The following is an 18,228-nucleotide window of genomic DNA, read 5'->3' as shown; positions in this document are numbered from 1 at the left end:
GGCAGGATCGCCCGGGAGCACCCGGTACCGTAGCCGGACCATGACTGCCTGGATCTGGATCGCCCTCGCGGTGATCGCCGTCGCGCTCTACCTGAGCTGGACCGCCGGTCGCCTCGACCGGCTCCACGCGAGGATCGACGCCGCCCGCGCCGCGCTCGACGCGCAACTGCTGCGCCGCGCCTCGGTCGCCCAGGAGTTGGCGACCGCGGGCCTGCTCGACCCCGCCGCCTCCATCGTGCTGTACGAGTCCGCGCACGCGGCCCGCCAGGCGGAGCCGGAACAACGCGAGGTCGCCGAGAGCGAGTTGAGCCAGGCGCTGCGCGCGGTCTTCGCCGAGCGGGAGACCGTCGCCGCGGTCGGCGACGCCCCCGGGGGCGCGGCGGCGATCGGCGAACTCACCCAGTGCGTACGGCGGGTGCCGATGGCCCGGCGGTTCCACAACGACGCCGTGCGGGCCGCCCGCGCGGTCCGCGACCACCGCCTGGTGCGCTGGCTGCGCCTGGCCGGACACGCACCCTTCCCGCTCGCCTTCGAGATGGACGACGAGCCGCCGCCCCACCTCACCTCCGAGGGCGGCGCCTCGGTCCTGCGCTGACCGTCCGGGCCGGGCGGTCCACCCGCGCCACCGGAGAAGCCACCTGCGCGGAATTGGCCCTTTTCGGCCACCCGCCCACCGCCGGACGATGGAGACGACCGTGGCCCCGCCACGGCCCAGGGGCCGCCCGCCCGGCGGCCCGCCGCGTTCCGTACGTCAGGAGTGAGGTCACCTTGTCCACCACACCGTCCACCGCCACCACCCCCGAGACCGGCACCGCTCGCGTCAAGCGCGGGATGGCCGAGCAGCTCAAGGGCGGTGTGATCATGGACGTCGTCACGCCCGAGCAGGCGAAGATCGCCGAGGACGCGGGCGCGGTCGCCGTCATGGCCCTGGAGCGGGTGCCCGCCGACATCCGCGCGCAGGGCGGCGTGGCCCGGATGTCCGACCCGGACATGATCGAGGGCATCATCAACGCCGTCTCCATCCCGGTGATGGCCAAGTCCCGGATCGGCCACTTCGTCGAGGCCCAGGTGCTCCAGGCGCTCGGCGTGGACTACATCGACGAGTCCGAGGTGCTCACCCCGGCCGACGAGGTCAACCACTCCGACAAGTGGGCGTTCACCACCCCCTTCGTGTGCGGCGCCACCAACCTCGGCGAGGCCCTGCGGCGGATCGCCGAGGGCGCGGCGATGATCCGCTCCAAGGGCGAGGCCGGCACCGGCAACGTGGTGGAGGCGGTCCGCCACCTGCGCCAGATCAAGGGCGAGATCTCCCGGCTGCGCGGCCTGGACAACAACGAGCTGTACGCCGCGGCCAAGGACCTGCGCGCCCCGTACGAGCTGGTCAAGGAGGTCGCCGAGCTGGGCAAGCTGCCCGTGGTGCTGTTCTCCGCCGGCGGCGTGGCCACCCCCGCGGACGCCGCGCTGATGCGCCAGCTCGGCGCCGAGGGCGTCTTCGTCGGCTCCGGCATCTTCAAGTCCGGCGACCCGGCCAAGCGCGCCGCGGCCATCGTCCGCGCCACCACCTTCTTCGACGACCCCAAGGTGGTCGCGGACGCCTCCCGCAACCTCGGCGAGGCCATGGTCGGCATCAACATCGACACCCTCCCGGAGTCCGAGCAGTACGCCAAGCGCGGCTGGTAGGGCGCGGCGACGATGACGAGCGGTCCCACCATCGGCGTCCTGGCGCTCCAGGGCGACGTACGGGAGCACCTGGCGGCACTGGCCGCGGCGGACGCCGCGGCCGTGCCGGTCCGGCGCCCCGAGGAACTGGCGGGCGTCGACGGCCTGGTGATACCGGGCGGCGAGTCCACCACCATCTCCAAGCTGGCCGCGCTGTTCGGCCTGACCGAGCCGCTGCGCGCGGCGATCCGCGACGGGCTGCCGGTGTACGGCACCTGCGCCGGCCTGATCATGGTCGCCGACAAGATCCTCGACCCCCGGTCCGGCCAGGAGACCTTCGGCGGCATCGACATGATCGTGCGGCGCAACGCCTTCGGCCGGCAGAACGAGTCCTTCGAGGCGCAGGTCGACGTGCGCGGCGTGCCGGGCGGCCCGGTGCAGGGCGTGTTCATCCGGGCGCCGTGGGTGGAGTCGGTCGGCGCCGGCGCCGAGGTGCTCGCCGAGCACGGCGGCCACATCGTGGCGGTCCGCCAGGGCAACGTGCTGGCGACGTCCTTCCACCCCGAGCTGACCGGCGACCACCGGGTCCACGAACTCTTCGTGACCGCCGTGCGCACAAGGAGCTGACGCTTCACCGGTAGGATCGACGGCGCGACGAAGAATGCACCAGGTGACGCGAAGGAGACTGTCGGATGTCCGGCCACTCTAAATGGGCTACGACGAAGCACAAGAAGGCCGTGATCGATGCCAAGCGCGGCAAGCTCTTCGCGAAGCTGATCAAGAACATCGAGGTCGCCGCCCGCACCGGCGGCGCCGACCCCGACGGCAACCCGACCCTCTTCGACGCCATCCAGAAGGCCAAGAAGCAGTCGGTGCCGAACAAGAACATCGACAGCGCGGTCAAGCGCGGCTCCGGCCAGGAGGCCGGCGGCGCCGACTACCAGACCATCATGTACGAGGGCTACGGCCCCAACGGCGTGGCGGTGCTGATCGAGTGCCTGACCGACAACCGCAACCGCGCGGCCTCCGACGTCCGCGTCGCGATGACCCGCAACGGCGGCTCGATGGCCGACCCCGGCTCGGTGTCGTACCTGTTCAACCGCAAGGGCGTGGTGATCGTCCCCAAGGGCGACCTGTCCGAGGACGACGTGCTCGGCGCGGTGCTCGACGCGGGCGCCGAGGAGGTCAACGACCTCGGCGACTCCTTCGAGGTGATCAGCGAGGCCACCGACCTGGTGCCGGTCCGCAAGGCGCTGCAGGAGGCCGGCATCGACTACGACTCGGCGGACGCCAACTTCCTGCCGACCATGCAGGTCGAGCTGGACGAGGACGGCGCGCGCAAGATCTTCAAGCTGATCGACGCGCTGGAGGACAGCGACGACGTGCAGAACGTCTTCGCCAACTTCGACGTCTCCGACGAGATCATGGAGAAGGTCGACGCCTGACCCGCCGCAGCGGGCCGACCCGCCGACAGCCGGCGGCACACGCGCGGAAGGGGCCGGCCGGGACACACCCGGCCGGCCCCTTCCGCATGGTCCGCCGATTGTCGGCGGCAACCGATAGCCTGCCGGAACAGGGCGAACGGCGGTGCGAAGGGAGGCGCGCGGTGCGGGTGTTGGGCGTGGACCCGGGGCTGACCCGGTGCGGCGTCGGCGTGGTCGACGGCGCGCCAGGCGGCCGGCTGTCGATGGTCGGCGTCGGCGTGGTGCGCACCCCGGCGGACGCCCCGATCGGCGAGCGGCTGGTGCTGATCGAGCGCGGCATCGAGGCGTGGCTGGACGAGCACCGCCCGCAGGCCGTCGCCGTCGAGCGCGTCTTCAGCCAGCACAACGTCCGCACGGTGATGGGCACCGCGCAGGCCAGCGCGGTCGCCCTGCTGTGCGCCTCGCGCCGCGGCCTGCCGGTGCACCTGCACACCCCCAGCGAGGTCAAGGCCGCGGTGACCGGCAGCGGCCGCGCCGACAAGGCGCAGGTCGGCGCGATGGTGACGCGGCTGCTGCGGCTGGACGCCCCGCCCAAGCCGGCCGACGCCGCGGACGCGCTGGCGCTGGCCATCTGCCACATCTGGCGCGGCGCCGCCGCCACCCGCATCCAGCAGGCCGTCGCCGCCCGCCGTCCCCCGACCGTACGCATCCAGGAGCCCCGCGCGTGATCGCCTTCGTCAGCGGCCAGGTGGCCGCACTCGCACCGGACACCGCGGTGATCGAGGTGGGCGGCGTCGGCATGGCCGTCCAGTGCGCGCCGGGCACGCTCGCCGCGCTGCGGGTGGGGGAGCAGGCCCGGCTGGCCACCTCCCTGGTGGTCCGCGAGGACTCGCTGACGCTGTACGGCTTCGCCGACGAGGACGAGCGGCAGGTCTTCGAGCTGCTGCAGACCGTCAGCGGCGTCGGACCGCGGCTGGCCCAGACGATGCTGGCGGTGCACCGCCCGGACGCCCTGCGGGCGGCCGTCGCGGCCGGCGACGAGAAGGCGCTGACCGCCGTGCCCGGCATCGGCAAGAAGGGCGCCCAGCGGCTGCTGCTGGAGCTGAAGGACCGGCTGGGCGAGCCGGTCGGCGCGGGCGCCGGGCGCGGCGTCGGCGCCCCGGTCGGCGCGTCCTGGCGCGAGCAGCTGCACGCCGCGCTGCTCGGCCTCGGCTATGCGCTGCGGGAGGCCGACGAGGCGGTGGCCGCGGTGGAGCCGCAGGCCGAGGCCGCCGCGCAGCCCGATGTCGGCGCGCTGCTGCGGGCCGCCCTGCAGAGCCTCAACCGCACCCGATGAGCCGCCGCCCGCACGCCGCGCGCCCGCACACCGCGCGCCCCCGCGCCACGCCCCCGCACCCCGCGCGCCCCCGAGCCGCGGCACGCCGGCCGCGCGGGAGCCGCACCCGATGACGCCCGGTACCCGCACCCGATCCGAGAGACCACGATGAACTGGGACGACCCCGCCGAGACCCCCGAGCGACTGGTCGGCGCCGCAGCCGACCGCGAGGACCAGGCGGTGGAGGCGGCGCTGCGGCCCAAGGACCTCACCGAGTTCATCGGCCAGGAGCGGGTCCGCCAGCAGCTCGACCTGGTGCTCAAGGCGGCCAGGCAGCGCGGCGGCACCGCCGACCACGTCCTGCTCTCCGGCGCCCCGGGCCTGGGCAAGACCACCCTGTCGATGATCATCGCCGCGGAGATGGGCGCGCCGATCCGCATCACCTCCGGCCCCGCCATCCAGCACGCCGGTGACCTCGCGGCGATCCTGTCCTCGCTGCAGGACGGCGAGGTCCTCTTTCTCGACGAGATCCACCGGATGTCCCGGCCCGCCGAGGAGATGCTGTACATGGCGATGGAGGACTTCCGGGTCGACGTGGTCGTCGGCAAGGGCCCGGGCGCCACCGCCATCCCGCTGGAGCTGCCGCCGTTCACGCTGGTCGGCGCCACCACGAGGGCCGGACTGCTGCCGCCGCCGCTGCGCGACCGCTTCGGCTTCACCGCGCACATGGAGTTCTACGCCCCCGCCGAGCTGGAACGCGTCATCCACCGCTCGGCCGGGCTGCTGGACGTCGAGGTGGCCGCCGGCGGCGCCGCGGAGATCGCCGGCCGCTCCCGCGGCACCCCGCGCATCGCCAACCGGCTGCTGCGCCGGGTGCGCGACTACGCGCAGGTGCGGGCCGACGGCGTCATCACCCGGGAGATCGCCGCCAGCGCGCTGGAGGTCTACGAGGTCGACGGCCGGGGGCTGGACCGGCTGGACCGCGCGGTGCTGCGCGCCCTGCTCCAGCTCTTCGGCGGCGGCCCGGTGGGGCTGTCCACGCTGGCCGTCGCGGTCGGCGAGGAGCGGGAGACGGTCGAGGAGGTGGCCGAGCCCTTCCTGGTCCGCGAGGGGCTGCTGGCCCGCACCCCCAGGGGCCGGGTGGCCACCCCGGCCGCCTGGGCCCACCTGGGCCTGACGCCGCCGCCGGGCCAGGCGTACGGGGCGGGCGGGGGCGGCGGGGCGCCGGGGACGGGTGCTCCCGGACCGGGACAGAGCGGTCTTTTCGGTCCCTGATCTCGGCTAGACTCACACGTTCAGGAACTGCTGTGCCACGCTGGGCGTTGTTACCACGGCGAGCCAGCGCTTAGACTCCGCCGACGCGCCCTTCCTTTCCTGTGGATCGGCACACACATCCCGAAACCCAGGCCGACCTCCACACCGGCCGTGCGAAGGAACGTCCAGACCGTGAACCCCGTGATCCTCATCTTCGTCGTCATGATCGGCGCCATGATCCTCATGACCCGTTCGGCGCGGAACAAGCAGCGCCAGGCCGTCGAGATGCGCAACCAGATGGAGCCCGGTGCCGGCGTCCGCACCATCGGCGGTCTCTACGCCGTGGTGAAGGAGGTCAACGACGACACGGTCCTCCTGGAGCTGACGGACGGCGTGCACGCGCACTTCGCGAAGAACGCGATCGGCGCGGTCCTCGGCGAGGACGAGTTCAACCGGATCGTGCACGGCATCGAGCCGGAGGAGCCCGAGGGCCTCCACGACACGGCCGACGGGGACGACACGGACGCTCCGGCCGACTCCGCCGACGCCGGCGACGGCGCCCACGAGGCGGCGGAGCAGGACGGCGGGGACGCGTCCGCCTCCGCGAAGCAGCAGGACGGCGACCGGGACGCCGCCGTGGTCGACCTCGGGAAGTCGTCCGACAGCGCGAAGTAAGGGTCCGGCTCCAACACTCGTGGCCGCCCTTCGAGCGCGCAGGCTCGCGGGACGGTAGGACAGGGAGAAACAAGAAGGTGGCAGCAGCCAAGAAGGGCCGCAGGTCCTCGGGGAACCAGGGATACCCCGGGCGCGCTCTGGCCGTGATCCTCATCGCGCTGGTGGCGCTGACCGGCGGGATCTTCCTCGCCGACCAGAAGACCCCCCGGCTGGGCATCGACCTCGCGGGCGGCGTGAGCATCACGCTCGAAGCCAAGGCCGATCAGGCGAACGCGGTCAACAAGACCAATATGAACATCGCCAAGGACATCATCTCCCAGCGCGTCAACGGCATGGGCGTGTCTGAGGCGGAGACCCAGGTCCAGGGCAGCCGCGACATCATCGTCAACATCCCCAAGGGCGTGAACGCGGACGAGGCGGAGAAGCAGGTCGGCACCACCGCCCTGCTGTACTTCCGCCAGGTGCTCGCCGTCGACAACGGCGTGCCCACCCCCGCGACCCCGACCCCCACGCCCTCCGGGTCGGCCACTCCCACCCCGTCCGGCAGCGCCACGCCCAAGAGCTCGGCCACGCCGTCGTCCAAGGCGTCCGGCACCCCGTCCACCACGCCGAGCAAGCAGGGCCGCGCGGTCACCGACGCGCTGAAGGGCACCGACAAGGCGCCGACCCCGTCGCCCACCGCGACCCCCTCGTCCTCCTCGTCTTCGTCGACGGCGACCGGCAAGGTCGGCGACACCAGCATCCCGGCCGACCTGCAGGCCGCCTTCGCCAAGCTGGACTGCTCCGACACCAAGCAGGCCCAGGCGGTCGGCTCGAACACCAAGCCCACCGACAAGGTGCTCGGCTGCGAGAACCCGGGCAAGAAGGACTCGATCAAGTACGTCCTCGGCCCCGCGCTCATCCTCGGCAAGAACGTCAACGGCGCCAACGCCGCCTTCGACAACCAGCAGGGCAACGGCTGGGTGGTCAACCTCAGCTTCGACTCCAAGGGCGCCTCGCAGTTCACCAAGGTCACCGGTGACCTGGCCAAGGCCACCTCGCCGAACAACCAGTTCGCGATCGACCTGGACGGCACCGTCGTCTCGGCCCCCTCGGTCTCCTACGCCCTGACCGGCGGCAGCGCCCAGATCTCCGGCAGCTTCACCCAGAACTCCGCGGAGAATCTGGCGAACACCCTGAAGTACGGCTCGCTGCCGCTGAGCTTCCAGACCCTGGACAAGACCACCGTCTCCGCCTCGCTCGGCGGCGAGCAGCTGCGCGGCGGCCTGATCGCCGGCGCCGTCGGCCTCGCGCTGGTCGTGGTCTACCTGCTGGCCTACTACCGCGGCCTGAGCTTCGTGGCCGTCCTGTCGCTGGCCGTCTCCGCGGCGCTGACCTACACGATCATGTGCCTGCTCGGCACCGCGATCGGGTTCGCGCTGAACCTGCCGGCCGTCTGCGGCGCCATCGTCGCCATCGGCATCACCGCCGACTCGTTCATCGTCTTCTTCGAGAGAATCAGGGACGAGCTGCGCGAGGGCCGCTCGCTGCAACCCGCGGTCGCCCGCGGCTGGCCGCGCGCCCGGCGCACCATCCTGGTGTCGGACTTCGTGTCCTTCCTGGCGGCCGCGGTGCTCTACGTGGTCACCGTCGGCAAGGTGCAGGGCTTCGCCTTCACCCTCGGTCTGACCACCCTGCTCGACGTGGCCGTGGTCTTCCTGTTCACCAAGCCGCTGATGACGATCCTGGCCAGGCGCCCCTTCTACGCCAAGGGCCACAAGTGGTCCGGCCTCAACCCCGAGTCGCTCGGCACCAAGGCGCCGCTGCGCAGCGTCCGCCGCCCGATCAGCAACGAGACCAAGGAGGCCTGATGTCGAAGCTCAGCGAGCTCGGGCACCGGCTGCACCGCGGCGAGGTCTCGTACGACTTCGTCGGCAAGCGCAAGATCTGGTACGGCTTCTCGATCCTGGTGACCGTCGTCGCGATCGTGGGCCTGGCGGTGAACGGCCTGAAGCTCGGCATCGACTTCTCCGGCGGCGCCGTCTTCAACACCCCCAAGCACAGCAACATCTCGGTGGCCGAGGCGCAGTCCCGGATCAGCGGCGACACCGGCGGCCACGACGCCACCATCCAGAAGCTCGGCAACGGCAGCCTGCGCATCCAGATCGCCGACCTGTCCACCGACGAGTCCAAGCGCCTCCAGCCGGAGATCGCCAAGGACCTGGGTCTGAAGTCGCAGCAGATCGACGCCGAGATCATCGGCCCGAGCTGGGGCAAGCAGATCTCCAACAAGGCCCTGGAAGGCCTGATCATCTTCCTGGTCCTGGTGGTGATCTACCTCGCCATCGCCTTCGAGTGGCGGATGGCCCTCGCCGCGCTGATCGCCCTGCTGCACGACCTCACCATCACCACCGGCGTCTACGCCCTGGTGGGCTTCGAGGTCTCGCCGGGCACCGTGATCGGCCTGCTGACCATCCTCGGTTACTCCCTCTACGACACCGTCGTCGTCTTCGACGGTCTGAAGGAAGCCAGCAAGGACATCACCCGGCAGTCCCGCTTCACCTACAGCGACATCGCCAACCGCAGCCTCAACAGCACCCTGGTGCGGTCGATCAACACCACGGTGGTCGCGCTGCTGCCGGTCGCCGCGCTGCTCTTCATCGGCGGCGGCATCCTCGGCGCCGGTGTGCTCAACGACATCGCGCTCGCGCTGTTCATCGGCCTCACGGCCGGTGCGTACTCCTCGATCTTCATCGCGACCCCGCTGGTCGCCGAGTTCAAGGAGCGCGAGCCGCAGATGCGGTCGCTGCGCAAGCGGGTGCTGGCCAAGCGGGCCTCGGACGCGGCCAAGGCCGCGCAGGCCGCCGCGCGCGGCGAGGACCCGGAGGACGCCGAGTCCGCCGACACGCCGGACGCGGACGACGACGAGGACGCGGCGCCCGCCGCGGCCGGCGTCGTCGGACCGCGCGGCCGGGCCGCCGGCTCCTCCGCGAGCGGCAGCCGCCCGGTCCGCAACCAGCCGAACCGCACCAACCGCGGCCGCGGCCGGCCCTCGGGCAAGCGCCGCTGAAGCCCAGTCCGCCGCCGTCCGGCCTCCCGCCGGGCGGCGGCGCGCTTGTGCCCGGCGGCGCCCCCCGTGCCCCCCGCGTCCCCGCCGCGCCCCGACACCGCCCGGCCCGCCCCGGCCCCACCCGGGCCGCCCGACGCCCCGCCCGCCCTGCCCCGACCGAGAGAAACGCGCCATGACCTCGACGGAAATCGCCTCCGCTGAACTGCGGGACCTGCTCGTCTCCCGCATCCGGGACGTGCCCGACTACCCGCAGCCCGGCGTGGTCTTCAAGGACATCACGCCCCTGCTGGCCGACCCGGTCGCCTTCAACGCCCTCGTGGACGCCCTCGCCGCGCTCTGCCGCCGGCACGCGGCGACGAAGGTGGTCGGCCTCGAAGCCCGCGGCTTCATCCTCGCCGCACCCGCCGCCGCCCGCGCCCACCTCGGCTTCGTGCCGGTCCGCAAGGCCGGCAAGCTCCCCGGCGAGATCCTCGGCCAGAGCTACGCGCTGGAGTACGGCACCGCGGAGATCGAGATCCAGTCCGACGCCTTCGGCCCCCGCGACCGGGTGCTGGTCATCGACGACGTGCTGGCCACCGGCGGCACCGCCGAGGCCGCCGTCGAGCTGATCCGCCGCACCGGCGCCGAGGTGGTGGGCGTCGCGGTCCTGCTGGAGCTGGGCTTCCTCGACGGCAGGCAGCGCCTGGCCACGGCACTGTCCGGCGCGGCGCTGGACGCGCTGATCGTGATCTGACCGCACCCGCGGGGGCCGCCTTGCCCCCGCGGGCCGTCACGGATCGCCCCAGGTCGATACCATGGGACTCCCACCACCGTGTGAGGAGTGCACTTGCCAGACCAGGCCCAGCCACTGGACGCCGCAGGCAGGCCCGATCCGGGCGCCGGCCGCGCGGACGACGCCGCTCCGGGCCCGGCCGCCGGCGCCACCGAGAGCACCGCAGCCGCCCGGCCCGCGCCGCCGGCCATACGCCCGGTGCGGACGCCAGGCAGCGTCGCCCTCACCCGCCCGGGCGCCTCCTCCAGCCGGGTCAGGGCCCGTCTCGCCCGGCTCGGCGTGCAGCGCTCCAGCCCGTACAACCCGGTGCTCGAACCGCTGCTGCGGGTGGTCCGGGGCAACGATCCCAAGGGCGACACCGCGCAGCTGCGCCGCATCGAGCGCGCCTACCAGGTCGCCGAGCGCTGGCACCGCGGCCAGAAGCGCAAGAGCGGCGACCCGTACATCACCCACCCGCTCGCCGTCACCACCATCCTCGCCGAGCTGGGCATGGACCCCGCCACGCTGATGGCCGGGCTGCTGCACGACACCGTCGAGGACACCGAGTACGGCCTGGACCAGCTGCGCCGCGACTTCGGCGACCAGGTCGCGCTGCTGGTGGACGGCGTCACCAAGCTGGACAAGGTCAAGTTCGGCGAGGCCGCGCAGGCCGAGACGGTCCGCAAGATGGTCGTCGCGATGGCCAAGGACCCGCGGGTGCTGGTCATCAAGCTGGCCGACCGGCTGCACAACATGCGCACGATGCGCTACCTCAAGCGGGAGAAGCAGGAGAAGAAGGCCCGCGAGACCCTGGAGATCTACGCCCCGCTGGCCCACCGGCTGGGCATGAACACCATCAAGTGGGAGTTGGAGGACCTCGCCTTCGCGATCCTCTACCCCAAGATGTACGACGAGATCGTGCGCCTGGTCGCCGAGCGCGCCCCCAAGCGCGACGAGTACCTCGCGGTCGTCACCGACCAGGTCCAGCAGGACCTGCGGGCGGCCCGGATCAAGGCCACCGTCACCGGCCGCCCCAAGCACTACTACAGCGTCTACCAGAAGATGATCGTCCGCGGCCGCGACTTCGCGGAGATCTACGACCTGGTCGGCATCCGCGTCCTGGTCGACACCGTCCGCGACTGCTACGCGGCGCTCGGCACCATTCACGCGCGGTGGAACCCGGTCCCCGGCCGGTTCAAGGACTACATCGCGATGCCGAAGTTCAACATGTACCAGTCGCTGCACACCACGGTGATCGGCCCCAGCGGCAAGCCGGTCGAGCTGCAGATCCGCACCTTCGACATGCACCGCAGGGCCGAGTACGGCATCGCCGCGCACTGGAAGTACAAGCAGGAGGCGGTGGCCGGCGCCTCCAAGGTGCGCACCGACAGCCCGCGCTCGGACAAGAAGGACGACGCGGTCAACGACATGGCGTGGCTGCGGCAGCTGCTGGACTGGCAGAAGGAGACCGAGGACCCCGGCGAGTTCCTGGAGTCGCTGCGCTTCGACCTCTCGCAGAGCGAGGTCTTCGTCTTCACGCCCAAGGGCGACGTGATAGCGCTTCCGGCCGGCGCCACCCCCGTCGACTTCGCGTACGCCGTGCACACCGAGGTCGGCCACCGCACCATCGGCGCCCGGGTCAACGGCCGGCTGGTGCCGCTGGAGTCCACCCTGGACAACGGCGACACCGTCGAGGTGTTCACCTCCAAGGCGGCCGGCGCCGGGCCCTCGCAGGACTGGCTGGGCTTCGTCAAGTCCCCGCGCGCCCGCAACAAGATCCGCGCCTGGTTCTCCAAGGAGCGCCGCGAGGAGGCGGTCGAGCAGGGCAAGGAGGCCATCGCCCGCGCGATGCGCAAGCAGAACCTGCCGATCCAGCGGGTGCTGACCGGCGACTCGCTGGTGACGCTCGCGCACGAGATGCGCTACCCCGACATCTCGGCGCTCTACGCGGCGATCGGCGAGGGCCACATCACCGCGCAGTCGGTGGTGCAGAAGCTGGTCGACGCGCTCGGCGGCGAGGAGGGCGCCACCGAGGACATCGCGGAGATCACCACCCCGACCCAGGGCCGGACGAAGCGGCGGGCGAACGCCGACCCCGGGGTCATCGTCAAGGGCACCAGCGACGTGTGGGTGAAGCTCTCCCGATGTTGCACCCCCGTGCCGGGCGATCCGATCATCGGCTTCGTGACCCGCGGGAACGGGGTCTCGGTGCACCGCGCGGACTGCGTCAACGTGGACTCCCTGTCCCAGCAGCCCGAGCGGATCATCGAGGTCGAGTGGGCGCCCACCCAGTCCTCGGTGTTCCTGGTCGCCATCCAGGTCGAGGCGCTGGACCGCTCCCGGCTGCTGTCCGACGTCACCCGGGTGCTGTCCGACCAGCACGTGAACATCCTGTCCGCGGCCGTCCAGACCTCCCGCGACCGCGTCGCCACCTCCCGCTTCACCTTCGAGATGGGCGACCCCAAGCACCTCGGCCACGTCCTGAAGGCGGTCCGCGGCGTCGAGGGCGTCTACGACGTCTACCGCGTCACCTCCGGCCGCCAGCGCTAGGACCGGAGGCGGCGGTGGCGTCCGCGGGAACCCCCGGAGGGCGCCGGGCGGGCAGGGTGCATGATGTGACGACGAGCTGACAGGCCGGACGGGGGAGGACCAACCGGTGGTGGCAGGAGAGCGTCCGGACGGCCGGCTCCTGGGCGGTCGCTACGCCTTGCAACGACCGCTCGGCGGCGGGGGCGGCGGCCGCGTCCACGAGGCGCTGGACACGGTGCTGGGTCGCCGCGTGGCCGTCAAATTGCTGGCCCCGTTCGACGACGCCCCCGGGGGCGCCGGCACGCGGCCGTCCCTCGACCCGGTGGTGCGCGAGCGCTTCCGCCGTGAGGCGCTCACCCTGGCCCGGGTGAACAGCGGCGCGGTGGTCCGCGTGCTGGACGTCGGCGGCACCGACGCCGACATCCCCTACCTGGTGATGGAACTGCTCGACGGCGTCGACCTGGCCTCGCTCGCCGAGGACGGGCCGCTCGACGTCGACGTGGTCTGCGAGATCGCCGCCGGCATCTGCGAGGGCCTGTCCGCGGTGCACGAGGCCGGCATCGTGCACCGCGACGTCAAACCGTCCAACGTCATGGTCACCCGCTCGGGACAGGTCGTCCTCTTCGACTTCGGCCTGGCCAGGGCCGTCGACCACCGCGTCGTCACGGCGGTGAGCGCCGCCGTCGGCACCCCGCGCTACATGTCGCCGGAGGCCGTGCAGGGCCGGGCCCCGCAGCCGGTCACCGACCTGTACGGGCTCGGCGCCTGCCTGCACACCCTGCTCACCGGCCGGCCGCCGTTCGAGGCGGAGGAGGACATCGGCGCGGTGGTGCTGCGGATCGTGGGCGACGGCATCCCCTCGCTGGCCTTACGCGCGGCCGACCACCCGGAGCCGGTCGCCTTCGCCGCGCTGAGCGAACTGGTCGACGAGCTGGTCGCGATCGACCCGGCGCACCGCCCGCGCACCGCCGAGGAGGTTCGCGCCCGGCTGCCCCACCAGCCCGGCGCGTCCTCCCGGATGCGGCTCGTGGGCAAGGTCGGGGCCCGGGTCCAGGCGCAGGCGCTCGCCGCGATGACCGGCGCCGGCCGCACCGCGCCGCCGGACGCCTCGCTGCCGGAGTACCTCGACGGGCCCGACGCGCCCGTGACCGGCGTCTGGGACGCCCTGGCCCTGCCCCGGCTCCGCGGGCACGAGCAGCACGTGGTCCGGTTGTCGGCCCCGGCGTCGTCGGCCGCCGGTCCCCGGCCGCTGGTGCTCAGCGACGCCACCCGGCAGCTGGTGATGAGCAGCATGACCGCGGGCAACGCCGCCTCGCGACTGCGCGAGGCGGTCACGCTGGTGCAGCGCGGCGAGCTCCAGGAGGCGTTCCGCATGCTGACCGCGGTGGCCCGGGTGTGCACGGCGGAACTGGGCCGCGACCACGCCACCACGCTGGCCGCCGAGTACTGGCAGGCGGTCTGCCTGGCCCGGCTCGACGCGGGCCCGGAGGCGCTCGCGGTCTTCGCCTCGGTGAGCGAGCGCTGCGACGCGCAGGAGGGGGAGGTCCGATGACACGGCGGGAACGGCCGGGGACGGGGACGGTCCCGGTCGACGTGCTCGTGCTGACCCCCGGCGCGGGCCCCGACGGGGCCCCGGGACCGGACGGGGACCACGAGGACGACCTGCGCTCGCTGCTGCGCTGGGTGCGCGCGGACGAGGGCGTCGCCGCGGCCGAGGGCCTGGACGGCGGCCGGATCGTGGGCGCGCCGCCCGCGCCCGGCGAGATGGGGCTCGGCTTCGACGTGCTGCAGTTCGCCGTCGGCTCGGGGATCTCGCTGGGCGCGCTCGCGGTGTCGGTCGCGCAGTGGCGGGACGCGCGGGCGGAGCGGTCCCGCCGCAGGGTCGTGGTGCTGCGCCGCGGCGGTACGGAGATCGAGCTGCCCGCCGACCCGGGTGCCGACCCGGCCGCGCTCGCCCGCCTGCTGGCCCCGCTGCTCACGGCCGTGCCGTCCGCGCCGTCACCCGTACCGGCGCCTGCGGCCGCGCCGCCGCCGCCCGCGCCGCCGCCACCCGCGCCCGTACGCGCGCCGTCACCCGTACCGGCGCCCGCGGCCGCGCCGCCGCCCGCGGTGCCCGCGCCAGGGCCCGCGTTCGCGCCCGAGCCCGTACCGGAGCCGGCGTCCGGCGAGGACGGAGGCGGCCGTGCAGCTCCCTGACCCCAACGCCTCGCGCGCCGTGCTGATCGGCACCTCCTCGTACAGCCAGCTGGAGCAGCTGCCCGCGGTCGGCGCGAACCTCCGGGACCTGTCGCAGGCGCTCGCCGACCCGTTGCTGTGGGGCCTGCCCGAGGCGCACCGGGAGGTCGTCGGCGACCCGCAGGACCCGACGCAGCTGCTGGACCCGGTGTACCGGGCCGGCCGCGAGGCCACCGACACGCTGCTGGTCTACTACGCCGGCCACGGCCTGCGCGACACCGAGTCCTCGGACCTCTACCTGGCGCTCACCGGGTCGCGCGCCCACACCGGCTACACCGCCGTGGCCTACGAGCACCTGCGCGCGGTGGTGCGCGGCTCCGAGGCACGGCGCAAGATCGTCGTGCTCGACTGCTGCTTCAGCGGGCGCGCCGCCCGCACCCTGAGCGAGGCCGACAGCGTGGCCGGCCACACCGCGGTCGACGGCGCCTATGTGCTCACCGCCTCGCCCCGGGACCGGGCCGCCCTCGCGCCGGACGGCGAGACGCACACCGCGTTCACCGGGGAGCTGCTGGACATCCTGCGGCTCGGCATCCCGGACGGCCCCGCGCTGATCGACCTGGACACGCTGTTCCAGGAGCTCGAACGCCGGCTGCGGGCCAAGAACCGCCCGCTGCCCCGCCGTTCACAGGAGGACGCGGTCGGCCGCCTGCCGCTGGTGCGCAACCGGGCCGTCGCCGCGGAGCCCGGCCCGGCGGGGCCGGTGCTGCCGCACGAGGTGCGCTCGGCGATGGTCGCCTCCGGGCTGCGCCTGGCCCGCAGGCTGCGCGCCGCAGGGCGCAGCCGCGACGCCCTGCCGATCCTGCGGCTCGCGATGCGCGAGGGGGCCGGGCACGGCGGCGGGACGTTCGCGGTGCAGCTCGAACTGAGCGAACTGCTCGCCGACACCGGGCAGGTGAAGGAGGCGGTCGAGGTGCTGGAGCAGGCGTTCGCCCAGACCCACACCTCGGCGGGGCCGGAGGCGGTCCTCGTCTGCCGCCGGCTCGCCGACCTCCTGCAGGAGTCCGGCAACCACATCCAGGCCTGCGAGGTGCTCAAACACGCCTTGGACCTGATGGAGTTCGGCCCGGCCGCCGGCCGCGTGGCGGCCCGTCCGGACGGCGCCGCCGGCTGACCCCCGCGCGGCCCACGCGACCGCGCGGCGCTACGCCAAGCGGGTGGCGATCGCGCGGTGCCGGCCCTCCGTCGCGAGGGGGCGAGGCGATCAGCTGACCTCGGCGGAGGAGTTGTGAGCGGCCTCGTCGGCCGTGTGGTCCCGTTCGGTCGGCTCACCGGGCCCGCTGGCGGTGGTGACGCGGTTGACCAAGTCCTGCGGCTGTGCGGTGGCGGGGTCCGGCGCGCCTGCTCCTCGCGCAGGGTTCCCAGCGCCTTCATGCACCTGCCGCGGTTGTGTTGCGCCTTGCGGGGGGTGATGTCGCTGCTGAGGGCTTGAGACCGGTGAGAGCGGGGAGGCGGGTATAGCCGTTGTTCTGTCTGTCCCCTGTCGGACGGGCAGCGCCCTCGGCGGGTTCAGCTTCCTGCTGAGCTGCTGATCACCGCTTCTGGAGGTTTGCTCATGTCTGCTATCGGTGCGTCTGATCCGCTTGCCGCCCTGTCCGCTGCGGGGGTGTCGGTCTGGCTGGACGACCTGTCGCGTGAGCTGCTGGCCGGTGGTGAGCTGAAGAAGCTGATCGCGGACCGGCATGTGGTGGGGGTCACGACGAATCCCACGATCTTCGCCTCCGCGCTGTCCGAGGGCGACCGCTACAACGAGCAGCTGCGGGCGCTGAGCGGGAAGGGCGCGAGCGTCGATGACGCCGTCTTCGCGCTGACCACGGACGATGTCCGCGAGGGCTGCGACGTTCTCGCTCCGGTTCATGAGCGCACCGGCGGGGTCGACGGGCGGGTCTCGATCGAGGTCGATCCCGGATCGGCGCGCGACGCCGACGTCACCATCGACCAGGCCGGCAGGTTGTGGGAGACGATCGACCGGCCGAACCTGTTCGTGAAGATCCCGGCCACCCGTGAGGGACTGGCCGCGATCACCGCCGTCATCGCCCGCGGCATCAGCGTCAACGTCACGCTGATCTTCTCCCTGGACCGCTACGGCGACGTGATGGACGCCTACCAGGCCGGCCTGGAGCAGGCCCAGGCCGCCGGACATGACCTGTCGGGCATCCACTCGGTCGCGTCGTTCTTCGTCTCCCGGGTCGACACCGAGACCGACCGGCGCCTGGACGAGATCGGCACCCCCGAGGCCCGGAACCTCAAGGGCAGGGCCGCGGTCGCCAACGCCCGGCTGGCCTACCGGGCATACGAGCACATGGTGGCCGAGCCGCGCTGGCGGCGCCTGGCCGCGGCCGGAGCCAACGTCCAGCGACCGCTGTGGGCGTCCACCGGAGTGAAGAACCCGGACTACCCGGACACGATGTACGTCAGCGAGCTGGCCATTCCGGGCACCGTGAACACGATGCCCGGCGCCACTCTTGCTGCGTTCGCCGACCACGGCACGCCTCCTGCGAGCGCCGAGCCGTCGGCCGCCCACTACGCAGCCGCCGAAGCCCACCTGGCGTCGCTTCAGGCGGTCGGCATCGACTTCGCCGACGTGACCGACGCCCTGGAGCGCGAGGGGCTGGAGAAGTTCGAGGCCAGCTGGGCGCAGCTCGCGGCATCGGTGGGCGAGGCGATGCGCTCCGGCGCCGGACCGGCGGCCGGGGCCGCGGACGGAGGTTCCGACAGCGCCGACCTGCTGGCGATCTACCTCAACGACCACTACACCGGTGCGACCGGTGGCCTGGAGCTCTTCCGTCGCGCCGCCGGCGCCGCGACGGAAAAGGAGAAGGAAGCGGTCCTGACGGACCTGGCCCGCCAGGTGGAGGAGGACCGTGACGCGCTGGCGCAGATCATGTCCGACCTGGGCGTGTCCGTCGATCGCGCCAGGGCGGCTCTGGGCTGGGTCGCGGAGAAGGCCGGCCGCCTGAAGACCAACGGCCACCTCTTCTCGCGCTCCCCCCTCAGCGAGGTCCTGGAAGCCGAGGCGATGCTCTTGGGCGTCCTGGGCAAAGCAGCGTGCTGGCGCACCCTGCGCGCCCGGGCCGACACCGACCGGCGCCTGGACGCCGCGAAGCTGGACACCCTGCTGGAACGCGCCGAGCGGCAGAGCACGGCCCTGGAAGAGCTGCGGACCGCGGCAGCCGCCCGCGCGCTCGATGCCCGGACCGCGCCCGGCAGCTGATTGCTCCCCGGGACGATCCCTCACGCCGTTGCCGGCGAGGGATCGCCGCGGCCCGCGGGACGACGCACCTCACGCGGACGGCAGTACGGCGGACCCCTCCGTACGGGCGCTGTACCGCCGTCCGGT

16 protein-coding genes are annotated in these 18,228 nt (G+C 73.1%); all 16 read left to right on the top strand.

What is annotated here, in order from left to right; translation table 11 throughout:
* Nucleotides 1-40 precede the first annotated feature (40 nt).
* The 16 genes from VSR01_RS05170 to tal all read left to right on the top strand — a co-directional run bounded on the left by VSR01_RS05170 (nt 41) and on the right by tal (nt 18,102).
* Nucleotides 41-595, top strand: a complete 555-nt coding sequence (locus VSR01_RS05170) for a hypothetical protein (protein ID WP_326448100.1) — start codon at nt 41-43, stop codon at nt 593-595.
* 173 nt (nt 596-768) lie between these two features.
* Nucleotides 769-1,680, top strand: coding sequence for a pyridoxal 5'-phosphate synthase lyase subunit PdxS (gene pdxS, locus VSR01_RS05165; RefSeq protein ID WP_326448099.1), 912 nt, complete (start codon nt 769-771; stop codon nt 1,678-1,680).
* A 12-nt stretch (nt 1,681-1,692) separates the two neighbouring features.
* The gene (gene pdxT, locus VSR01_RS05160; RefSeq protein WP_326448098.1) at nt 1,693-2,286 is read left to right on the top strand and encodes a pyridoxal 5'-phosphate synthase glutaminase subunit PdxT; all 594 of its coding nucleotides are present in this window, start codon (nt 1,693-1,695) and stop codon (nt 2,284-2,286) included.
* A gap of 65 nt (nt 2,287-2,351) precedes the next feature.
* On the top strand, nt 2,352-3,104 hold the full coding sequence (locus VSR01_RS05155) for a YebC/PmpR family DNA-binding transcriptional regulator (RefSeq protein WP_326448097.1): 753 nt from the start codon (nt 2,352-2,354) through the stop codon (nt 3,102-3,104).
* Nucleotides 3,105-3,265: 161 nt separating this feature from the next.
* A complete protein-coding gene (gene ruvC, locus VSR01_RS05150; protein WP_326448096.1) occupies nt 3,266-3,811 on the top strand; it encodes a crossover junction endodeoxyribonuclease RuvC in 546 nt (181 codons plus the stop codon).
* Nucleotides 3,808-4,419: a Holliday junction branch migration protein RuvA gene (gene ruvA, locus VSR01_RS05145; protein ID WP_326448095.1), complete on the top strand. Its 612-nt coding sequence runs from the start codon at nt 3,808-3,810 to the stop codon at nt 4,417-4,419. Before ruvC ends, ruvA begins: the two co-directional genes overlap by 4 nt.
* 147 nt (nt 4,420-4,566) lie before the next feature.
* Complete coding sequence (ruvB, locus tag VSR01_RS05140; RefSeq protein WP_326448094.1) at nt 4,567-5,673, top strand: Holliday junction branch migration DNA helicase RuvB; 1,107 nt, start codon at nt 4,567-4,569, stop codon at nt 5,671-5,673.
* A gap of 201 nt (nt 5,674-5,874) precedes the next feature.
* The gene (locus tag VSR01_RS05135) at nt 5,875-6,327 is read left to right on the top strand and encodes a preprotein translocase subunit YajC (protein WP_442785647.1); all 453 of its coding nucleotides are present in this window, start codon (nt 5,875-5,877) and stop codon (nt 6,325-6,327) included.
* A gap of 77 nt (nt 6,328-6,404) precedes the next feature.
* Nucleotides 6,405-8,177, top strand: a complete 1,773-nt coding sequence (gene secD, locus VSR01_RS05130) for a protein translocase subunit SecD (RefSeq protein ID WP_326448092.1) — start codon at nt 6,405-6,407, stop codon at nt 8,175-8,177.
* Nucleotides 8,177-9,376, top strand: coding sequence for a protein translocase subunit SecF (gene secF, locus VSR01_RS05125; RefSeq protein ID WP_326448091.1), 1,200 nt, complete (start codon nt 8,177-8,179; stop codon nt 9,374-9,376). The genes secD and secF overlap by 1 nt, the downstream gene beginning before the upstream one ends.
* A 172-nt stretch (nt 9,377-9,548) precedes the next feature.
* A complete protein-coding gene (locus tag VSR01_RS05120; RefSeq protein ID WP_326448090.1) occupies nt 9,549-10,109 on the top strand; it encodes an adenine phosphoribosyltransferase in 561 nt (186 codons plus the stop codon).
* Nucleotides 10,110-10,337: 228 nt separating this feature from the next.
* Nucleotides 10,338-12,677 carry a RelA/SpoT family protein gene (locus VSR01_RS05115; RefSeq protein WP_326453499.1) on the top strand — a complete coding sequence of 780 codons (2,340 nt, stop codon included), beginning with the start codon at nt 10,338-10,340 and terminating at the stop codon, nt 12,675-12,677.
* 109 nt (nt 12,678-12,786) lie between these two features.
* Complete coding sequence (locus VSR01_RS05110; protein ID WP_326448089.1) at nt 12,787-14,208, top strand: serine/threonine-protein kinase; 1,422 nt, start codon at nt 12,787-12,789, stop codon at nt 14,206-14,208.
* On the top strand, nt 14,205-14,852 hold the full coding sequence (locus VSR01_RS05105) for an effector-associated constant component EACC1 (protein WP_326448088.1): 648 nt from the start codon (nt 14,205-14,207) through the stop codon (nt 14,850-14,852). The genes VSR01_RS05110 and VSR01_RS05105 overlap by 4 nt, the downstream gene beginning before the upstream one ends.
* Nucleotides 14,839-16,002 carry a caspase family protein gene (locus VSR01_RS05100; protein ID WP_326448087.1) on the top strand — a complete coding sequence of 388 codons (1,164 nt, stop codon included), beginning with the start codon at nt 14,839-14,841 and terminating at the stop codon, nt 16,000-16,002. Before VSR01_RS05105 ends, VSR01_RS05100 begins: the two co-directional genes overlap by 14 nt.
* 441 nt (nt 16,003-16,443) lie before the next feature.
* Nucleotides 16,444-18,102, top strand: coding sequence for a transaldolase (gene tal / locus VSR01_RS05095; RefSeq protein WP_326448086.1), 1,659 nt, complete (start codon nt 16,444-16,446; stop codon nt 18,100-18,102).
* The last annotated feature ends 126 nt before the right edge of the window (nt 18,103-18,228 follow it).

Origin of the sequence: Actinacidiphila sp. DG2A-62, assembly GCF_035825295.1 — a bacterium.
In the GTDB taxonomy this organism is placed as follows: domain Bacteria; phylum Actinomycetota; class Actinomycetes; order Streptomycetales; family Streptomycetaceae; genus Actinacidiphila.
This window is presented reverse-complemented; position numbering and strand designations above follow the sequence as displayed.